Origin of the sequence: Paradesertivirga mongoliensis (assembly GCF_024436395.1) — a bacterium.
Taxonomy (GTDB): Bacteria; Bacteroidota; Bacteroidia; order Sphingobacteriales; family Sphingobacteriaceae; genus Paradesertivirga; species Paradesertivirga mongoliensis.
The window spans coordinates 1-19,430 of record NZ_JAFMZO010000003.1 but is presented as its reverse complement, the minus strand read 5'-3'; the positions used below and the strand labels follow the sequence as shown (position 1 = coordinate 19,430).

The window sequence follows — 19,430 nt, the reverse complement described above, 5'->3', positions numbered from 1 at the left end:
CGTTTTACCTATTCCCATGAGTACCAAGCATCTGTTGAAAGTAATCTTTATAATTTTATACCTGACACCTGTATTAACTGCAGATGCTCAGACAAATTACAAAGCGGGTTACGCCAAAGCAAGCATTGAGCCTACTCTACACCCTTTCTCTTTGGCGCTTGCTGGATATGGAGCTCCCCCGGAGGGCCGTTTCACTCTTAGGTGGAGCAAGAAAGAGAGCTTAAATAAGTGCACTTCTTTTACAGGTACTGAGGATAACTTATTTTCAATTAGCAATGGGGAGCTATTGGTTGCCAACCCTGGAAAAATGTTGTGGAGAAGTGTTGGGAAATCAGAAAACATTAAACTTCTAACTGGGGATAAGAAAAGGCTATTTGCAGTTGACGGGACAGGTCAGGTCCTTCATTCGGGGTTTAAAAAACGTTTAAACTGGAAAAAGATTGGCTCAGTAGATAACGCTGAAGCAATAACTATTCTTGATAATATTATCTACGCCGCAAATAAAGAAGGAACTGTTACTTATGCGGCAGTGAAGGGTGAAAACCTGAACTGGCAAAGATTATCAAAGCTTTCCGGAATTCAAAGCTTGACAGGGTATAGAGGGTGTTTATATGCACTTACGGTTAACAATGATTTGCTGAAATACGATTTAAAGAATAAAAATAGCACATGGTTAAAGATCGCTAGGTATAACGGAGTATCATATGACGTAGATCTTAGGTTTATTGCAATTGCTAAAGATGTTTTATATGGACTTGATGATAACAATACTATTTATGAAGCCAGGCACCAAACTACTGGAGATCTGTCTGTTACCGCACTTTCAATAAATTCTGCCCAACAAACGGTTGTACTTGTGGGAGCAGATTTATGTGGTTTCGACTATGATTTTATTTCTTCAGTTAAACATGAGATTTTCCGAAAGTATCATGTACCTCCCTCTGCAATATTAATCAATGCATCTCATACCCATTTTGCTCCCGTTACCCAACGCTGGACTACCTGGGGCGAACACAACCAGCGACCTGATAGTACGTATTTATATTCGATTGTCAAGCCTGCTATGGTTGATGCTATAGAACGTGCAATCCGTAATATGACTCCATCAGAGTTGTATTTCGGACGAGGTAAAACCTCTATTGGAGCTAACCGTACATTTACGAGAGAGCCTATCCCTTATGATGATGATGTGGATGTGGTTAATGTTGTAAGGAAAAGGGATGGTAAAAAGACAGTATTGTTTTTAGCCGGATGCCACCCTGTATTTAAAAATGAAGGCATAGAGGGATTTACAATTAGTCCTAATTATCCGGGAATAACAAGATCATCCCTTAAAAAAGATGCAGGAATTTCGGGCTCCTTATTTATTCAGGGGTGTGGCGGAGATATCAATCCTGTAAGTACGAACCATATCAATACCGGCAAGAACCTTGCCTCAGATGTAAGAGAAGTATTAAACAAACCAATGCAAAAGCTAGCAGGGAAAATTACTTTTAATCTTGACTCTATGAATTTTCCTGTGAAAAGATGGAGCAGAGAAGAAATTATTAATTTCAAGCAACAGAACAGCAACAAGTCAGGTGAGGTTTTTGCGGAGACAAATATGCGTTGGGCCGATCTTATGCTTTCTTTGGATATACAAAATAGAATGCCTGTGACTATGCCCGTATATATTCAGACCATTAACATTGGTAGCTGGAAGCTTGTTGGTTTATCACGCGAGGTAGTTACTGAATATAGTATTGGAATTAAAAAATTATGGCCTGATAAAATAGTCAGTGTTGCCGGATACTGTAATGATGTATCAAGTTATTTACCTACTGAAATGCATATCAAGACAGGTGTGTATGAAGGAGTAGAATCATTTTTTTGGTACGCACAACCTGCTTTGTTCCCTGAATCTGTCTATCAAAAAATACTGGATAAAATAAGTAAGCAAGATTAGTAACTATGGGAGCTACACAAGAAGCCACCTTAATTAAAACAGGTAAATTAGTATTAAACCCATTAATAATTATCGGGGTGCTGTTTTTTATATTCGGTTTTATTACCTGGCTAAGTTCTGTATTAATACCTTATCTTCAGATAGCATGCCAACTGAACAATTTTCAATCTTATCTGGTTGCTTTTGCTTTTTATATTTCTTATTTTTTTATGGGAGTACCTTCAGCTTGGTTACTTAAAATAACCGGATTTAAGAAAGGTTTATCATTAGGTTTGCTATTTGTAGCAGCAGGCTCCCTTTTATTCATCCCTGCGGCAATGAACCGGTTATATATTGTATTTCTATTAGGTTTATTTGTACAGGGAGCAGGAGTAACAGTATTACAAACTGCGTCAAATCCATATGTTACTATCCTAGGCCCTAAAGAAAGCGCTGCAAGACGGATAAGTTTCATGGGAATATGTAATGGGATTGCAGGAGCTATTGCTCCTGTTGTTCTTGGAGCTGTTATTTTAAATGATGCTGATGCTTTAAAAAGCAAATTAAGCTTATTAAGTCCGCTACGAAGAATTGATGAATTAGATGATCTGGCTAATAAGGTAATTTTGCCCTATCTGATTATTACAATTTTACTGGTAATTCTTGCTTTGGTAGTTTACTTCTCGGCTCTTCCCGAAATTGATGAAGAGACTGAAGAAGAATTGGAAGCAGGAGAAAAAGCTGTAAAGTCCTCAATTTTTCAGTTTCCTTATCTTTTACTTGGTGTAATCGTTTTGTTTTTATATACAGGGGTAGAGGTGATAGCGGGTAACAGTATTATCGGCTATGGCTCCTATCAGGGTATACCACTTGCAGTTTCAAAGTTCTTCACCTCATTTACACTTATAAGCATGCTTGTAGGATATATAATAGGAATAGTTTGCATACCAAAATATTTCAGCCAGGAAACAGCCCTTAAGAGCTCTGCTCTAATAGGAATTGTATTTGCAATACTCGCTATTGTAACCAACGGTTTAACCTCTGTGATATTTGTAGCAATGCTTGGTTTGGCAAACTCGTTAATGTGGCCTTCTATCTGGCCTCTTGCGATAGCAGGATTAGGTAAATTTACTAAAATAGGGTCTTCTCTTTTAGTGATGGCTATTTCAGGCGCTGCTTTATTACCTCTTTTATATGGTTATATCGCTGATAAGGCTAATCCTCAACAAGCATATTGGATGGTCATTCCATGTTATCTCGCTATAGGATATTACGCTATTGAGGGCCATAAGGTTGGTAAAAGAAGTAGCTAATTCATGTTTTTCACACTTAATACTATTCGGATGAAGTTTTTCTTATTAAGCATCGTTTTTTTTCTGGCAGTAAAAGCCTCAGTTGCACAACAATATACCTTGGCTTCGCCAGATGGAAAGCTAAAATTATCAGTTACTATTAGCAAAAAGGATATACAATGGAGTGTTAACTTACATAATGAAGAAGTCATCTTCCCCAGTACAATATCCCTTACAGTTAACTCGCGTGAATTAAATACCGCTGTAGTAAGATCAAAGCGGCAACAGGTAAATGCACCTATACCGGCAGAGGTTGCCCGAAAGTCGAAAATTGTTGATAATAATTATAGTGAGATTACTTTGGAATTGAAGAATAATAACGGACTGGTTTTTCGTGTATACAATGACGGTTTGGCTTATCGTTTTAAAACAAGTTTTGTAAAGGATATTTTGGTTAACCAAGAAAGTCTCCAAATTAACTTTCCCCAAGCCACACGTGTGTTGTTTCCTGAAGAACAAAGCACCCTGTCGGATAATGAACGGCCATATCTGGAAAATGCCCTTTCTGCTTTCACATCCAAGCAATTTTGCTCCTTACCGATGTTGGCTACTACTAAAAATAATATACGTGTTCTGATAACAGATGCCGACGTGTTAGATTATCCTAATATGTTTTTAGAAGCAACGGGAACAAACTCGCTTAAAGCAAAGTTTCCGCCTGTAGTGCTTGAAGCTGTTCAAAGCGGTGATAGAATGGAAAATATCGTTAAAGAAGCGGATTATATTGCAAAAACTGCTGGAACCCGCAACTTGCCCTGGAGAGTATTTACAATTACGAATGACGACAGGAAATTAGCAGAAAGCGATATGGTTTATAAACTATCAACCCCCTCTGTTATAAAGGAGACGAGCTGGATTAAGCCAGGCCAAGTATCATGGGATTGGTGGAATGCTAATAATATTTATGGCGTTGATTTCCCTGCGGGAATTAATACCAAAACCTATAAATATTATATTGATTTTGCTTCCAAGTATAGCCTCGAGTATATTATTCTGGATGAGGGCTGGTCCGCTTCGACTACCAATTTGATGGAATCTACCGAAGCCATTAATATTCCGGAACTGGTGGATTACGGAAAAACCAAAAATGTAGGAATTATTTTATGGTCGTTGTGGAAACCTTTGGATAATGATATGAATAAACTATTAGATCGCTTTGCTGCCTGGGGAGTAAAAGGTATAAAAGTGGATTTCATGCAGCGAAGTGACCAAGGTATGGTAAATTACTATGAAAGACTGGCTAAAGCTTGTGCAGAACGAAAGCTGCTTGTAAATTTTCACGGTTCTTTTAAACCGGGAGGGATGCATCGGAAATATCCGAATATAATGAGCCATGAAGGAGTAAAAGGGTTGGAACAGAATAAATGGACACACTCCATTACCCCTGAACATAATGTAACAATCCCTTTTACCAGAATGGTAGCTGGCCCTATGGACTATACTCCAGGAGCAATGAATAATGCTAACAAACATAGTTTTCGGGATATATTTGAGACCCCGATGAGCATGGGAACACGGTGCCATCAGTTGGCTATGTATGTGGTTTATGAAAGCCTGTTACAAATGCTGGCAGACAGCCCAACCAACTATTACAAAGAGGATGAGTCTGCCGATTTTATATCAAGAATACCAGTTACCTGGGATGAAACACATGTAATTTCAGCTAAAGTTTCGGATTACATTCTTACCGCCCGGCGTAAAGGGGATAACTGGTATATAGGCGGTATGACAGACTGGGACCCTAGAGACTTCACTGTTGACTTTTCTTTTTTACCTGGAGGTAATTTTGAGGCAGAAATTGTGCAGGACGGAGTAAATGCACACCGCAATGGGAATGATTATAAGAAAGTAAATTTAAATATTACCAACCAAAGCAAACTAAGTATAAAAATGGCTCCGGGAGGCGGATGGGTGGCTATAATAAAAAGAAAGTAACTCTTGAACAAAACAATCTGGCGAAAGTATATCTAATAAAATAAATGAAAAGACTATTTTTTATCATTGCCTTTGCAATAACTGTTTCTATTAGTTTCTCACAAACACATCTTAACAACCCTGTATTAAATGCAAATTTTCCAGATCCAACGATTATCCGGGTAGGCGATAAGTACTTTGCGTATGCTACTAATGGAGGAATAAACGGGAAGAACTATAATATACCGGTTGCCTCTTCCACGGATCTTCAAAACTGGAATATTGAGGGTGATGCCCTGCCTCAAAAGCCTAGCTGGGCGACGAAAGATTTTTGGGCTCCTCATGTTTTATTTGATAAGAAAATAGATAAATACGTTTTATTCTATTCAGGGGAACAAGGGGAGAACACAGGTAAATGTATTGGTGTTGCTTTTTCTGACAAGCCGGAAGGTCCCTTTATTGATAAAGGCTCTCCCCTAATCTCAGGTGAAGGATTTATCAATATCGATCCATTCGCGTTCGTTGACCCCGAATCAGGCAGGAAGTTGCTTTATTGGGGATCTGGCCATCAGCCAATCAAGGTACAGGAATTGAATGAGGATTGGCGCGCTTTTAAAGCAGGGTCTAAGCCGCAGCCTTTGATCAATACAGACGAGGAAAAAAAGTACGATCGTTTGGTAGAAGGTGCGTGGGTAGACTATCATAAGGGTAAATACTATCTCTATTATTCAGGAGATAATTGTTGCGGAGAGAATGCAAATTATGCTGTATTGGTAGCGAGAGCAAAAAAGGCCACAGGACCTTTTAGAAGACTGGGAGAGCATAATGGAAGTGGAAACAGCGTAATCCTTGAAAAGAATGATAGCTGGCTTGCTCTGGGGCATAACTCAATTTTTAGAGATAAGCAAGGAAAAGTTTATATAGCTTACCATGCCATTCCTTTAGATAAACAAACCAATAAAGCAAAAAATTCAGACCGGGTAATGTTAATTCGACCTATTAAATATAAAGACGGGTGGCCAGTTGTCATAGACAATTGACGATGGCATGCCACAAGGACAGAATATTATGCCGGTTTCCATACCGGCAAACAGCAGCGCGGAAATATATCGTCCAGCCTCTTCACTTAAAGATATAGAAGAAGGCAATAAGGCTATTTCCACCATTAAAGAAATAGAATATCTGCATAATGTTAAAGGAAGCCTTGTTTTAAAGTGCCTTCAGGCGATTATGTGTTTAAATTTTAAAAATGAATAAATGAGAAAACAAGCTTTATTAGTAATTACAATTTTATGTTTAGCTGTATCTGTGCAAGGAGCAGTTAGATTACCATCTTTTTTTTCTAGCCATATGGTTTTACAGCAAAACTCGGAAGTAAGTATTTGGGGATGGGCTGGAGCATCTCAATTTATCCAGATTATTCCTTCGTGGTCAAAAGATACGGTTAAAGTGCGGACAGATGGATATGCAAATTGGAGAGCGACATTAAAGACTCCCGGAGCTGGAGGTCCGTATACAATTACGTTTATCGCTCCTGATAACAGGATTGTACTGCAAGATGTTTTGATAGGGGAAGTATGGTTATGTTCGGGACAATCTAACATGGTTTGGAATTCACTAAATAATCATCAGGAAATGCTGGATGAATTACCTACTATCAATAACAATAAGATAAGGATTTTACATATTCCAAATGTCAGTTCGTTAAATCCGCAAGACGATTTAGTCGCTTCATGGAAAACTGCAAATCCAGAGACTGTCAAAGGATTTAGTTCCATTGCATATTTTATTGCCAAAAAATTGCAGAAAGAATTGAATGTACCTATAGGAGTAATCAATTCGAGTTGGGGAGGTACGCCTGCGGAAGTATGGACACCGGAAGAGGTGATTAACAGTAATTCGCTTCTAAAGTCTTATGCAGACCTGCAGAAACCAGATATAAGTCGTCCGCATACACCTGGAAGTTTATGGAACTCTATGGTTTACCCGTTAGTAGGTTATCGAATAGCGGGTGCATATTGGTATCAAGGCGAATCAAATGTGCCTACATGGCAAGGTTACAGCCAGCTTTTTTCGGCGATGATACAATCATGGCGAAAAGCATGGGGTTACGATTTTCCTTTCTATTATGTTCAGATAGCGCCTCACGATTACAAAACAGGAACAAGGAATCTTTCGGCCCTTTTAAGGGAGCAACAAACTAAAGTGCTATTGTTATCCAAAACAGGCATGGCAGTTATTTCAGATTTGGTGCCCGACATCAAAAATATACACCCGGAAAAAAAGGTAGAGGTAGCAAACAGGTTGGCAGATTTAGCATTAGTAGAAACCTACGGAAAGCATAAAACAGACTATAGGAGCCCTGTTTACGATAGGTCAGAGATTAAAGGGCGTAAAATAATCCTTCATTTTAAATATCTGGAAAAAGGACTTTCTGTAAAAGGAAAAGAAATAACGGAAATACAGATAGCAGGCAGCGACGGTAATTTCTACAATGCAAAAGGATCAATAAAAGGTAATACGTTAGAGGTGTCTTCTAAAAACGTGAAAAAGCCAGAAGCAGTGCGATTTGGATTCACAGATATCGCTATGCCTAATTTATTTAACAGTAATGGATTGCCAGTAACACCTTTCCGTACAGACAATTGGAGTAATTAATCTAAAGTTTAACACATATCAATACGAACCATGAAATTAAAAATAATTTTATCATGATCCATTGTGGTCTTATCCTTATTTACAGTAAAATCTTGTGCTCAGAATCTCAGCCTATAGATTTTGAGACAAACAACTTATTGGTAGTGAGGGTTGGAGATGGAAATTCTAATTTGAGTGATAAAGCGGCTTCGGTGTTTATGGATGAATAGACAACAACTGCGTTGTTGGTGCAATCTGTCCCTCTTCCGTTTCTGGCAAGAGAGCTCATGCGGCTTTCGTTTTATCGGGCAATAATCAGTCTTAAGGTTACAGTTCCCAATCGGCTAATGGCTAATTTGTAACATTAATGGAGTATGATGCCACTCCAGGTATCGATGCAGCTACATTGAAAGCTGCCAATACTCCAAAGGTAATCGCCTTGGTGTCAAAAAAAGGAATTGATACCCGTACTGCCGGAACAATAGATATTAGAGATGCTCGTATAACAGCAGTTCGGTTGGACCTGATTCGGCTTTGTTAATCCTTGATGTGTCATAGAACCACTTAACGCGGCTATTTTTTTTAGATCATCAACAAAATGGTTCGACATTAATACGGCTTTGGGTACTAAACGGAAAATTGTCCGAATTTCGAAAGGGTTACTCATGAAAGAGCAGTCCTTTCCGTTTGACTGTCAGTATGTTATCGTAGAAGGTGGGGTCTATAAAAGCAGTTATAAATGAGCCGTCACCCCATAGCAGACTATCTTTGACCACTCCCCGAAGCAATGTATGCTTCTGAGTTATGTTTCCTTTTTCATAGATTTCAGATAGGTTCCTTAAGTTTGGCAGTATACGTGGAAAAAACGGAGTAAACTGACCCACTATTCCGAAGTAAACTGACCACCCGATTCCGGAGCAAACTGCCCCCCAGAAGATAGAAAGTTCGTGCTGACTTTACAACAATACCCTGGGCGCTTCAGGCGTATCACCCAACAGCAAAACCAGGGGACTGCCTACCGGTACCAGGGTGAATGTCCTGGGGAGTAGTACGTTGCTGCTGAGTAATAGTTTTTATGACGATAAAGGCAGAGTTTCCAAACCAAGGCTGAGAACCACCTGGGCAGAACCGATGTTATTACCAACACGTACAACTTTGCATGGGAGCTGATGGCCAGTACGCGCAGCCATACGGCAAACAGTGTCACTACCACGATCGTAAACGGCTACACGTATGGCCATTTAGGAAGAAGATGACCACCACTTCCAATATCTATAGCCAGGGAGCGGTTATCTTAAGCAGCTTGGATTATAATGAATCGGGCAGCTTAAAACAAAGGCCCTGCATAACAGCCTGCAGAATACACAATATTCCTATTGTAAGTCCCCCCAAAACTCCGACAATTTAAAAGATTAGTAAAATGAAGAAGTCAAACTTTAAAGAGAGCCAGATCAGCGGAGTTTTGAAAGAACACGCTGCTGGTAAGAAAGCGGCGGATATCTGCCGTGAACTTGGAGTAAGCCAGAACACGTTTTATTTGTGGAAGCGAAAATATGAGGACATGGATTCAGCGATGCTTCGCAAGTTCAAGGATATGGAGTGGGAGAATGCTAAACTGAAGCAGATGTATGCAGAGCTAAGTCTTGATCATCGGATATTGAAAGATGTAATCGAAAAAAAGCTCTAAGGCCCTGTCAGAAACGAGATCTGCTGGAGAGTATTAGAGATGAGGAAAAGATCAGTATTGTCAGGGCCTGCAGACTGGTTGACTTAGATCGTTCAGGGTATTATTATCAGCCCCGGAGAGATGACACCGAAGTGGAGGGCGGCTTCATTATTATGCCACTAAACTGCCCACACGTGGTTGTCCCGAGTACACAAAACGGATCCGCAGAGAGGGTATAATGTGGAACCACAAGCGAATTGAGCGGGTATACGTCACGCTGGGTATGAACAGGCGGAGAAGAAAGATTAAGCGGCGTCTTCCCAACCCGCAAAAGCTCCCTTTGTTACAACTCCTTGCACCCAACAAACCTGGAGCGCTGACTTTATGGAAGACAGGCTCGAAAATGGTCGGAAGGTACGCATACTCAACGTCATAGATGACTATAACCGGGAAGCGCTGATGTGTCATGCAGCCTTCAGCTTTCCCTCACAGAAGGTGGTGCAATTACTCGAACGTCTGATAGACTGGTACGGTAGGCCGGACAGCATTCGCACCGATAATGGCACGGAATTCATTGCAAAAGCATTTGAGGGCTTTTGCAATGATTCCTCCATTCAGCACTTCCGGATACAAAAGGGCAAACCGACGCAGAACGGTTATTGTGAGCGTTTCAATAACGCCTTCCGAAAAGATGTCCTGGATGCCTATATCTTCGAAAATCTGGAACAGGTGCAGAATATTGCAGATGAATGGAGAGATGATTACAACAACAGTCATCCACACTCCAGTCTGGGCGACTGCTCGCCCATAGAATTCAAACAAAAAAGGAGTGCGTAATTGTTTAGTTTAGCATTGTCGGAAAAGTGGGGTACCTACATTCAACTATAAAGTTTAGTTTTCTCAGTGTTGAAGAATTCAACCCTATCTCATATGACTTATCTTTAGATACTATCAATACTAGTAGCATTTATAGATCAACTGGAACTCAATTTCAATCTTTTAGTCTTCTGGTTGAAAGCAGGAAAACAAATTTTTTTACTATAAAAATTTGTTTTACGATGTATTGCGTTTATTATTGCATAAAAAACGCTTAAAAATGCAAACTTGCGTACTTGCGTAAGTAAATGATGGATCAAAGCTTGAACCCGGTTTAATTAAGTGAGTTGGTAATTGTATAGATACAGCGTATATGGAATGATGGAAAAATAACGAGAGGAATCTGCAACATCGAACCGCTCGGGTGAACGCAGTTTATCGAGGTCATCTGCAATGTTGATATTTTTTATGGAAAAGTCACTCAGTTTAGCTTCCAGAGCATTTATTTTAGCTTCGCAGTCTAATTTTATCTCCTTGTATTCAATTTCGTCTAAATCCCCTTTTAATAAAAGCTCCATTGCGTTTTTTTGCCTTTTGGTAAGAGCATCTATTTTGTCAAGAACTTCTCTTCTTCCATCACCTTTAGAGGCAAAGTCTGAATTATATAGATCAAGAATAACTTCTTTGCAAACTTCATCAACACCAGGCTTTGGCGCATATCGTTTTATTTCATTAAAGAATACATGATTTACTTCTTCAGCTTTATATCGCATTGACGATGAAATTAGCGATAATAGGAGACTATAATGAGGATTTTCGACCACATCAAGCGACAAATGAAGCTATACTACATTCCATCAAAAAATATAATATAAAGATTGAATTTGAATGGCTTTCAACTGACATTATTGAAAGTGATTTTGACCAGATTATTCGAACCTATAACGGATTTTGGATAGCGCCAGGAAGTCCTTACAGAAGCATGAAAGGGGCTTTGAAAATCATTCATCATGCGAGAGAGAAAAATATACCGACAATTGGGACTTGCGGCGGATTTCAACATATGGTAATTGAATTTGCAAGGAATGTATTAGGAATTACAGAGGCTGAACACGCTGAATATGACCCGTATTCTTCTAAACTTGTTGTAAATCCTTTAGGTTGTTCATTAGCAGGACAAACTCTTGAAATTGAGCTTACCGACAAATCATCAAAAACATTTCAAATTTTTGAAACAGATAAAATAAGAGAAAAATACTATTGCAACTTTGGACTAAACCCTAAATATCAAAATCAACTTGCCGATAAAGGGTTTAAAATTGTTGGCACTGACAATCTCAAAGAAGCAAGAATTTTGGAGTTAGAAAATCATTTGTTTTTTATTGCGACATTGTTTGTGCCACAGGACAATTCAACAGAAGAAAATCCACATAAATTAGTAACAGCATTTTTAAAAATCATTGCGAAAGAAAAAGGCACAAACATCTAATGTCAGGTTTGCATGATGCCCGAGGGACGTGGTTCTTTTTCTATTATACATTTGATTACTTCAGTACTATACCAGGAAGCAGTTGTTCTCAAAACGATCTTTTCCCGGTATCTCTGGAGCAAGCTTTAACAGAAGATAACGAAGGTCGTGTTGTGATTTGTTTGTTAGCTGCATTTACGTAAAGCAGTTTGATCTTACCATCAAGCAAACTACATAAGGCCGTCCTGTTTATCATGTTTCAGATTTTTAAAGCTGTTTATTTAATCAAGCCTAACTTCCATTTTGTCAATCGCCGTATTTACTAAAGGTATAAGGGAGGTAAGCTAGTGAATTCGCAAAGGGAATGAGGATCAATCGGATTGCCATTTGAGCAATGGAGCCAGCTTTTTTTAGCTATGACTGAAGAACAGGGGGCGTACGTAAACAGACTGATGGGCATATGGAGTGACTTTCGCTCAATTTTTTTTAATATTTCTTCTAACAGAATACCCTCAAGCGAAGTGTATATATAGAAAACTGCATTGTCGGGATAATCTAAATTGCGAGCGTCTACATTTATAAAAGTGACAGTGTCAATCCCTAGCTGCGAAGCGCAACGTTTCGCATACTCACGGTAGGTTGGCTCGTATTCAATGGCGAAGCATCTTGTTCCTGTCAAAAGGGTGAAAAGTATAACGGGTTGACCCAAACCGGAGCCAAGGTCAACAAACTTTTTTATCTGTCTATTCTGAACGATAGATACAAGTTCCAATATAATCCTAGCGGGTGTTTTCTGATATTGCACCATGCCCTCTTTCAATGAGAGCCTGGCTTCTGGGGGATCGTCTGTACAAATCAATCCGTTGATGAATTCGTCCAGAACATCATACCCGATCTTATTTGTGTTTTGGTTTAGGGTTCGTATACAATCATAGATAACCTGATTGAGATCAATGTCTTTTTTACGCAAAGCCGTTCGTAAAAATTCAAAACACATCCGGTCAACTAATTCGAGATTTGCTTTGAGCGCTTCAGCTCTCTAGTAAAGAGCGGTTAGTTCTTCCAATAGTCTTTTCTCGGCTTCAGTGAATCAAGTCGGCCAAAATATGAAAATCAATAAAATCTAGCGTTACGGAACGAGATTGGAAATTGAATGGCCGCTGAATGGATCCGTCGGATTCGATAGTAAAGAGGTCGGTTGCGATTTCCCTTAGAGTAACTTCGACATAGTTCATTCTTGTTATTGACAGGAGGTTACGATCATGATTGCAATAGAAATTTTGTCACTGCTGTGCTTCATATTATTATGTTTAAATGATGTAAAATTCGGGCGGGGGCACGAGACTTTAGGAAGTATATTGCGACAATATAAGGGCTAAATGCGACAGCGCGCCAATCGCTTATAACTGTAGGTTAAATATCGATCCTGGGGAACAAATCCTCATGCAATTTCTCTCTGTAGTTAACTGAACTCTTCCCAAATGGGCTACGCGAGATATTGGTGCATGTATAGAAAGCAACTAGTCTGACTGATGTGAAGGGGGCTAGAGCATCTGGAGCCAGCTTTATGGATTACTCATTTTCAGCTGTATTGCCAAAAAAACAGTCCTTACAGTCGCCTTGCCATGTCTGAACTGCTAAAGTTCTCAAGGACCTTCTGTGATGATTTCCAAAACCTTTTGCTATAAACTTGTTTGATAATCTGAAGAAATCTCGTGAATTATGAAAACGAACAATCCAATAATTCGGCACGTTTTTACCTCTGACCCAACCTTAATTGAACATGATGGGGTGGTTTATTTATACACCGGGCATGACGAGTGTCCGGTGGAAAGAGAGGAGTATATTATGACGAATTGGCTGTGCTTTTCATCGAGGGATTTGGTAAACTGGGTCGAGCATCCAAGTCCGTTAGCTGCCAAAGACTACACATGGGCCTCCGGGGACGCCTTTGCCTCAAAGATCATATACTACAATAATCTGTTCTATTTTTTCACCGCGGTTTCTCATAAGACTATTCCCGGGAAGGCTATTGGAATTGCTGTCTCGGAAAGACCCACGGGGCCTTTCTTCGATGCAAAGGGTGCGGCACTTATCACCGGAGATATGCTTCCCGTAGAAGCGGGTGAGAAAGCGAATCTTGATCCTAGCGTGATAATCGACGATGATGGAAGGGCTTTCATATTCTGGGGAAATGGCCGTTGCCTTTATTCGCAACTTAGTGAAGACCTTCTGGAATTAAAGGGAGAAATAAAGCAGATATCACTCCCCGAATTCAACGAAGGTTCACACGTCTATAAACGTAACGGAAATTATTACCTGATGTATGGATATGGGACTCCTGAACGTGTGGCATATGCAATGAGCGAAAGTATTTATGGTCCATGGAAATTCATGGGTCTGGTAAATGAATTAGCGGGTAACTGCGAAACGAATAGGCCAGCAACCCTTGATATAAGTGAAAAATCTTACTTTTTCTATCATAACGGGGGATTGAAAGATGGCGGGAGTCATAGACGGTCTGTTTGTATGGATTACTTACACTACAACAACGACGGCACGATCAAGAAAGTTATGATGACGTCTGAAGGCATTGAGCCGGTGAGTATCTAATCTGAGGTGTCGTTACAGAGACTGCGGCAAGGAAACTGTTTTTTAAACACTTAATCGATAAGAAGCAAGGAATCATGCCATGTTTTAGACTATGAATATGACCATTGAATCGAATTATTGTTCAAATCCTGACTTAAATACTTCCCTAACGTCTTTCCGAAATTTTTTAAACGAACTAAGAGTCTAATGGCCCGGCTCAAAGCAATCTCGTTCACTGCTTGTTTGTGCTCCAATCTTCTAATGGCTTCATGCCATAGAAAGGAAAGGATGCAGATTCAGTTCTGCCGACTGATTATTGGCTGGTTTATGTGAAGTGTGACTTTTCTCATTACGTATCTTGGTCAGCCATGCTTTTGACTATAGGTAATATCAACCTGCATATCTCAGTAGCCAATTGTAATATACACTGCGACTTCCTAGAAGCTGTAGTTTTCTCTACTTGTATCACGAGAACTCACTGTGAAGGTGGAAGAGTGAAACGCTTTTGAATATGTTTATGGCGTTTAATATAAGTTGTTTTGTCAAATAGCACGCTGTCTCGGGACTTAATTTCATCTTGGGGGGTAACTTTTGCTGCCATTTCTCCAGCTTTTTGATAGAAATACATTTGTGCCCGCATACTGATATTTATACTAAATAATAGCATAACGAATGGATTTATGCTAGTAAATGAATAGCCTACATTTTAAAAGGCTAATTCGCCATCAATAGTTAAAAAAAAAAGATTTGCGAAACCCAAAAGTTGCATATATATTTGCAACCACAGAGTTGCGCAAGATGATTGAAAGTCAAACGAAACGAGATATTTTTCAAGCCATTGCAGACCCGACAAGGCGAGCTATTATTGCTTTGGTAGCGTTGCAAGCAATGACCCCGAATGCTATTGCTGAAAACTTCAACATTACACGACAAGCTGTGTCGAAACATTTGCGCGTTCTTGCCGAATGCCAGCTTGTAAAACAGAAGTTTCAGGGCCGAGAGATTTATTACTCACTTGAATTAGAAAAGATGAAAGAAATTGATCAATGGCTTAGCCAATACAGAAAAATGTGGGAAGTGAGATTTAATCAACTAGACAATGTTTTAGCAACAATAAAAAAGCAAAAAAAATGAATAGAGAGTTAGCATTTGATTGGAGAGTTAACAAGGAAACCCGAACAGAGTACTACACGAGAGAGTTTGCAGCTAAAGCATCTTTAGTATGGGATGCCTTTACAAAAGCTGATTTAATCGATCGATGGTATGCACCAAGACCGGTAGTGTCGAATACAAAAGAAATGGATTTTACCGTTGGAGGTCGCAGATTGTATGCCATAAGCATCCCCGGGGGAAAAGAATTCTGGTCTGTTGAAAAATACACTGCCATAACTCTCAAAACGGATATCCAATACAAGTCTGCTTTTTCCGATAAAGATGGAAATGTAAGTTCCGACTCTTTTGGTTCAGAAAGTCACTTAGTTTTTACGGATACTAATGGTATTACTACTCTCAAAAAGACGGTTCAATATACATCTCTAGAAGCTTTTGAAAGGATGATTGGAGGAAATCACCAGGATGGTATGGCTGAGTGCTTCAATAATTTGGACGAACTACTTATTGATTTAAACAAATGAAGTGATGAATCAAGATCTTCAATTTGACTTTCATGTGGACAAGCTTAGCAAAACCATAACCATAGGTCGCGAGTTTGCAGCTGAACTTGAATTGGTTTGGGACGCATTTACGAAGCCTGAGTTGATCGACCAATGGGAAGCTACGCCTCCTCTTGTTTCAAAAACAAAGTATATGGATTTTGTAGTTGGGGGGCAAAGGTTTTATGCGATGGGTTGCCCTGATGAAGGGGAAAACTGGATAATTCAAAAATACACATCGATTACACCAAAGAGCAGTTTTAAGTTCCACAATTACTTCGCAGATAAAGATGAAAACCCGCAATTACCAGGATCTGAGTGGAACTACCATTTCAGTGAACAAAACGGGGTAACTAAACTCAGTATTACCATCGTTAACGAATCTTTGGAACGTATGGAAACCATGATCAGAAATGGATTCCAGAATAGATTTGCGTTGATTTTAAGTTTATTAGAGAAACATTTAAAAAATAAATATAAATAACATGAGAAAAATAATTGTTACGACAAACATTACACTAGATGGAGTAATGCAGGGAATGGGAGGCCCCAATGAAGATGCATCAGGCGGATTTGAATTTGGTGGCTGGAGTGTTCCACACGCAGACGAAGTTAGTGGTAAGGCAGTAAAAAGATATATGGATGCAAATGCAGAATATCTTTTAGGCAGAAAGACATTTGAGATTTTTTATTCTGTTTGGCCACAACGAGCGGATATGTGGCCACAAATTACTGAGGGTACGAAATATGTCTTTTCCAACACCCTAGAAAAGTCAGATTGGAAAAATACGGTTTTTCTTAATAAATTAGAAGACCTCAAGAAGCTCAAGAATTCGAACGGCGTTGATATTCATGTTTGGGGCAGTAGTGAACTTATTCAGCTTCTTCTGGAAAATGATTTAGTGGATGAACTCCATCTTCGAATTCACCCTGTCATTCTTGGTGAAGGAAAAAAATTATTTAAAGAGGGCAGAATTGCTACAGAACTTGCCTTGACTGAAAGTGAAATTACAGAAAAGGGCGTAATACTCGCCTATTACAATCGGACTGGCGAAGTAAGGACAGGAACGTATGGTGCTTAAGCAATTTTAATAGTTCTGCATAATCCACATGAGAATTAGGAATTATGCGGAACTATTTTCCATTCTTCCAGAGGAAGAAAGAATAATAGTGGATGTGTTGAGGGAAATAATCATCGAGACTCTTCCCAGCTATTGCAAAGAGAAAATATCTTACAATGTTCCGTTCTTTTATGGTAAAAAGGGAATATGTATTATATGGCCTTCAACTGTTCCAAGAGGAGGAATTAAACAGGGAGTTTTGCTTGGGTTTTGGTATGGGAGTAAGCTCCAAGATGCGGCTAATTATCTCACTCGTGGAACTAATAAGAGGATTTATTACAGAGTTTATCTATCACCAACTGAAATAAATATCAATGACGTTTCCCGTTTACTAAAAGAAGCTGCGGATTTGGATCAGAAATGGTAGCTGAAATACATCCGCGATGGGATTGTAATCTGGCTGCAAAGTGATAAAAATGTACGTATGTAGTTTATATTAAATTGCCGGAAAAGGTGATTCAGAAGCTGGTAATTTAAGAAACACTTTAATAGGGATAGACTTTTTAACCTTACGGTGTGGAAACAAGCAAGACAGAGTTTAAAATCATTAATACAACTAAGGCGGACTTTGCAGACTGTATTTGGCTGTTTGAGCGGGCTATGGATTTGCAAGGGAGAGAGGGCTACACGGTTTGGGACGATATTGACAAAGATGTACTGGAGAAGGACATTAAGAATGGGTTGCAATACAAAATTGTGTGTGGTAATGCCATTCACTGCGTTTTCAGCATTCAATTTAATGACCCTTTGATCTGGCGAGAAAGAGATGAAGGTAACGCTATTTATCTGCACAGAATTGTTGTCAATCAAGATTTCAAGGGACACAGACTGTTTGACAAGGTCCTTGCTTGGGCCAAGCAATTTGCCAAGACAAAAGGGATGAAATATGTCCGAATGGATACTTGGGCAGAAAACAAAAGAATCATTGACTACTATAAATCATTCGGATTTAAGTTTATTGAATATTATAAGACAACTAATGATTTTGAACTTCCAATTCAGAATCGAAATTTAAGTGTGGCTTTACTTGAATTAGCTATCGCTGGCGACTAACGCGGCCCACCGGTACCATTAGGTGCTTTAGGTGCGAGTCGACTGCAAACTCGAAGGTCTGAATTTATATCGAGGCGAGGTGGTTGTTGTTCTGTTATCCTTTTTAATTAATTTGGTTCTGGGCGACAAGAAAATGCTAATACGGGCGGGGAGTAAGCTATAAGCATGGAGGTGAGCATAATAGCAAAAAAAATGATAGTTAGAAAAGCTACAATCAATGATAATGAACAAATATTTTCGCTGTACAAAAAATTGGCAATTGTTCCGGACGGCATTATCCGCAACCCAAGCGAAATCACTGAACAATATGTTTCCAATTTTTTAGAAGAATCTATTGATAACGGTTTAATTTTAGTTGCTGTAAATGAATATCAAATTGTAGGAGAAATACACGCAGCTACGCCCAAAATCTACGCGTTTCAACATCTACTAACTGACCTAACAATTGTTATTGATCCCTCAAAACAAGGTCAAGGCTTGGGAAAGATTATCTTTAAAGAGTTTTTGTATGTGGTTGAAACAAGTTTTCCTCACATTTTAAGGGTAGAACTTTATACAAGAGAGCATAATGAGAGAAATGTGAAGTTTTACGAAAGCCTTGGATTTATTAACGAAGGAAGGCAGGAACGTAAGATATATTTGTCAAAGAATTGTTTTCATACACCAATTCACATGGTGTGGTTTAATCCAAATTACGATATGGGTTACGACCAAAAATAAAGGCCTACAGGCGACGGCCGTTTTGCAAATGCGAGTTTGTGCTTCCATGACTTTTGGGTTGTACTTTCCTTTCTGTCAGATCTTTTAGTACTTTGTGGGCCGATGCTGTCTGCAAAGTTTTTCTTCAGTTTAGCATTCCTAGGGTCTCATTTTTTCGAGCTTTCGAACATCTCCAAAAAATCAGATTCGTCCTAGCGGATTCACAAGTAACGTGTCTGGCTGATTCCAGTGGTGGCAAATATTTGTGAATTTTTAACAGCGACGTGCTTAATCAGTATTGCGCTGATCTGATTCGGTAACTTTTGTTGCTTCATCCTTAAAGGCACTTAGATAGACACAAAATGAAGAAATATAAAAAGAGAGGCTGACCCAGTTAGGAAAGCCTCTCTTTAGTGACTATAGATGGAGTCACGTTGGGGTTTTAAGTGAAGTAGTCACGACTTAATCTGACAGTTACAATAAAATTAGTAACTTAAAATCAGATTAAGCAATGACAACACAAGAGAAAATCATCA

The 19,430-nt window shown here is 39.2% G+C and carries 21 protein-coding genes and 1 pseudogene; 18 read left to right on the top strand and 4 right to left on the bottom strand.

Features of this window, described 5'->3' with window-relative positions; genetic code table 11:
* Nucleotides 1–16 precede the first annotated feature (16 nt).
* The 6 genes from J3P43_RS11335 to J3P43_RS11310 all read left to right on the top strand — a co-directional run bounded on the left by J3P43_RS11335 (nucleotide 17) and on the right by J3P43_RS11310 (nucleotide 7,848).
* On the top strand, nucleotides 17–1,945 hold the full coding sequence (locus J3P43_RS11335) for a PQQ-binding-like beta-propeller repeat protein (protein ID WP_255902412.1): 1,929 nt from the start codon (nucleotides 17–19) through the stop codon (nucleotides 1,943–1,945).
* Between the two features lie 5 nt (nucleotides 1,946–1,950).
* Nucleotides 1,951–3,237: a sugar MFS transporter gene (locus tag J3P43_RS11330; protein WP_255902410.1), complete on the top strand. Its 1,287-nt coding sequence runs from the start codon at nucleotides 1,951–1,953 to the stop codon at nucleotides 3,235–3,237.
* Between the two features lie 30 nt (nucleotides 3,238–3,267).
* Entirely contained in the window at nucleotides 3,268–5,211 is a 1,944-nt protein-coding gene (locus J3P43_RS11325; protein WP_255902408.1) for a glycoside hydrolase family 97 protein, read from the top strand.
* A gap of 44 nt (nucleotides 5,212–5,255) precedes the next feature.
* Nucleotides 5,256–6,230, top strand: a complete 975-nt coding sequence (locus J3P43_RS11320; protein WP_255902406.1) for a glycoside hydrolase family 43 protein — start codon at nucleotides 5,256–5,258, stop codon at nucleotides 6,228–6,230.
* Between the two features lie 7 nt (nucleotides 6,231–6,237).
* Nucleotides 6,238–6,447, top strand: a complete 210-nt coding sequence (locus J3P43_RS11315) for a hypothetical protein (protein ID WP_255902404.1) — start codon at nucleotides 6,238–6,240, stop codon at nucleotides 6,445–6,447.
* A 93-nt stretch (nucleotides 6,448–6,540) separates the two neighbouring features.
* Nucleotides 6,541–7,848: a sialate O-acetylesterase gene (locus J3P43_RS11310; protein ID WP_255902402.1), complete on the top strand. Its 1,308-nt coding sequence runs from the start codon at nucleotides 6,541–6,543 to the stop codon at nucleotides 7,846–7,848.
* A 106-nt stretch (nucleotides 7,849–7,954) separates the two neighbouring features.
* Here J3P43_RS11310 and J3P43_RS11305 read toward each other — a convergent pair whose 3' ends face one another.
* On the bottom strand, nucleotides 7,955–8,116 hold the full coding sequence (locus J3P43_RS11305; RefSeq protein ID WP_255902400.1) for a hypothetical protein: 162 nt from the start codon (nucleotides 8,114–8,116) through the stop codon (nucleotides 7,955–7,957).
* Nucleotides 8,117–8,194: 78 nt separating this feature from the next.
* On the opposite strand from J3P43_RS11305, the gene J3P43_RS11300 reads away from it, so the two are divergent.
* On the top strand, nucleotides 8,195–8,368 hold the full coding sequence (locus tag J3P43_RS11300) for a hypothetical protein (RefSeq protein WP_255902398.1): 174 nt from the start codon (nucleotides 8,195–8,197) through the stop codon (nucleotides 8,366–8,368).
* A gap of 532 nt (nucleotides 8,369–8,900) precedes the next feature.
* Here J3P43_RS11300 and J3P43_RS11295 read toward each other — a convergent pair.
* Complete coding sequence (locus J3P43_RS11295; RefSeq protein ID WP_255902396.1) at nucleotides 8,901–9,068, bottom strand: hypothetical protein; 168 nt, start codon at nucleotides 9,066–9,068, stop codon at nucleotides 8,901–8,903.
* A 179-nt stretch (nucleotides 9,069–9,247) separates the two neighbouring features.
* Between J3P43_RS11295 and J3P43_RS11290 the strand changes: the two genes are divergently transcribed.
* Together J3P43_RS11290 and J3P43_RS11285 are read left to right on the top strand one after the other, a co-directional pair.
* The gene (locus J3P43_RS11290; protein ID WP_255902394.1) at nucleotides 9,248–9,514 is read left to right on the top strand and encodes a transposase; all 267 of its coding nucleotides are present in this window, start codon (nucleotides 9,248–9,250) and stop codon (nucleotides 9,512–9,514) included.
* A 351-nt stretch (nucleotides 9,515–9,865) separates the two neighbouring features.
* A pseudogene (locus J3P43_RS11285) lies at nucleotides 9,866–10,330 on the top strand (integrase core domain-containing protein); the annotation flags it as partial.
* A 317-nt stretch (nucleotides 10,331–10,647) separates the two neighbouring features.
* Here J3P43_RS11285 and J3P43_RS11280 read toward each other — a convergent pair.
* On the bottom strand, nucleotides 10,648–11,082 hold the full coding sequence (locus J3P43_RS11280; RefSeq protein WP_255902392.1) for a hypothetical protein: 435 nt from the start codon (nucleotides 11,080–11,082) through the stop codon (nucleotides 10,648–10,650).
* 5 nt (nucleotides 11,083–11,087) lie between these two features.
* On the opposite strand from J3P43_RS11280, the gene J3P43_RS11275 reads away from it, so the two are divergent.
* Nucleotides 11,088–11,798 (top strand): CTP synthase C-terminal region-related (seleno)protein, encoded by a 711-nt coding sequence (locus J3P43_RS11275; protein ID WP_255902390.1) that lies wholly within the window; start codon nucleotides 11,088–11,090, stop codon nucleotides 11,796–11,798.
* Between the two features lie 301 nt (nucleotides 11,799–12,099).
* On the opposite strand, the gene J3P43_RS11270 is transcribed toward J3P43_RS11275, so the two are convergent.
* Complete coding sequence (locus J3P43_RS11270; protein WP_255902388.1) at nucleotides 12,100–12,747, bottom strand: class I SAM-dependent methyltransferase; 648 nt, start codon at nucleotides 12,745–12,747, stop codon at nucleotides 12,100–12,102.
* Nucleotides 12,748–13,499: 752 nt separating this feature from the next.
* Between J3P43_RS11270 and J3P43_RS11265 the strand changes: the two genes are divergently transcribed.
* From J3P43_RS11265 to J3P43_RS11230, 8 genes are all read left to right on the top strand, one after another.
* A complete protein-coding gene (locus J3P43_RS11265) occupies nucleotides 13,500–14,390 on the top strand; it encodes a family 43 glycosylhydrolase (protein ID WP_255902386.1) in 891 nt (296 codons plus the stop codon).
* Between the two features lie 777 nt (nucleotides 14,391–15,167).
* Complete coding sequence (locus J3P43_RS11260; RefSeq protein ID WP_255902384.1) at nucleotides 15,168–15,503, top strand: ArsR/SmtB family transcription factor; 336 nt, start codon at nucleotides 15,168–15,170, stop codon at nucleotides 15,501–15,503.
* Entirely contained in the window at nucleotides 15,500–16,003 is a 504-nt protein-coding gene (locus tag J3P43_RS11255) for an SRPBCC domain-containing protein (protein ID WP_255902382.1), read from the top strand. Before J3P43_RS11260 ends, J3P43_RS11255 begins: the two co-directional genes overlap by 4 nt.
* Before the next feature lie 4 nt (nucleotides 16,004–16,007).
* Entirely contained in the window at nucleotides 16,008–16,505 is a 498-nt protein-coding gene (locus J3P43_RS11250) for an SRPBCC family protein (RefSeq protein WP_255902381.1), read from the top strand.
* 1 nt (nucleotide 16,506) lies between these two features.
* Entirely contained in the window at nucleotides 16,507–17,103 is a 597-nt protein-coding gene (locus J3P43_RS11245) for a dihydrofolate reductase family protein (RefSeq protein ID WP_255902379.1), read from the top strand.
* A 28-nt stretch (nucleotides 17,104–17,131) separates the two neighbouring features.
* Nucleotides 17,132–17,509 (top strand): DUF1801 domain-containing protein, encoded by a 378-nt coding sequence (locus J3P43_RS11240; protein ID WP_255902377.1) that lies wholly within the window; start codon nucleotides 17,132–17,134, stop codon nucleotides 17,507–17,509.
* Nucleotides 17,510–17,658: 149 nt separating this feature from the next.
* Complete coding sequence (locus J3P43_RS11235) at nucleotides 17,659–18,195, top strand: GNAT family N-acetyltransferase (protein ID WP_255902375.1); 537 nt, start codon at nucleotides 17,659–17,661, stop codon at nucleotides 18,193–18,195.
* A 165-nt stretch (nucleotides 18,196–18,360) separates the two neighbouring features.
* Entirely contained in the window at nucleotides 18,361–18,915 is a 555-nt protein-coding gene (locus J3P43_RS11230) for a GNAT family N-acetyltransferase (RefSeq protein WP_255902373.1), read from the top strand.
* Nucleotides 18,916–19,430: the final 515 nt, after the last annotated feature.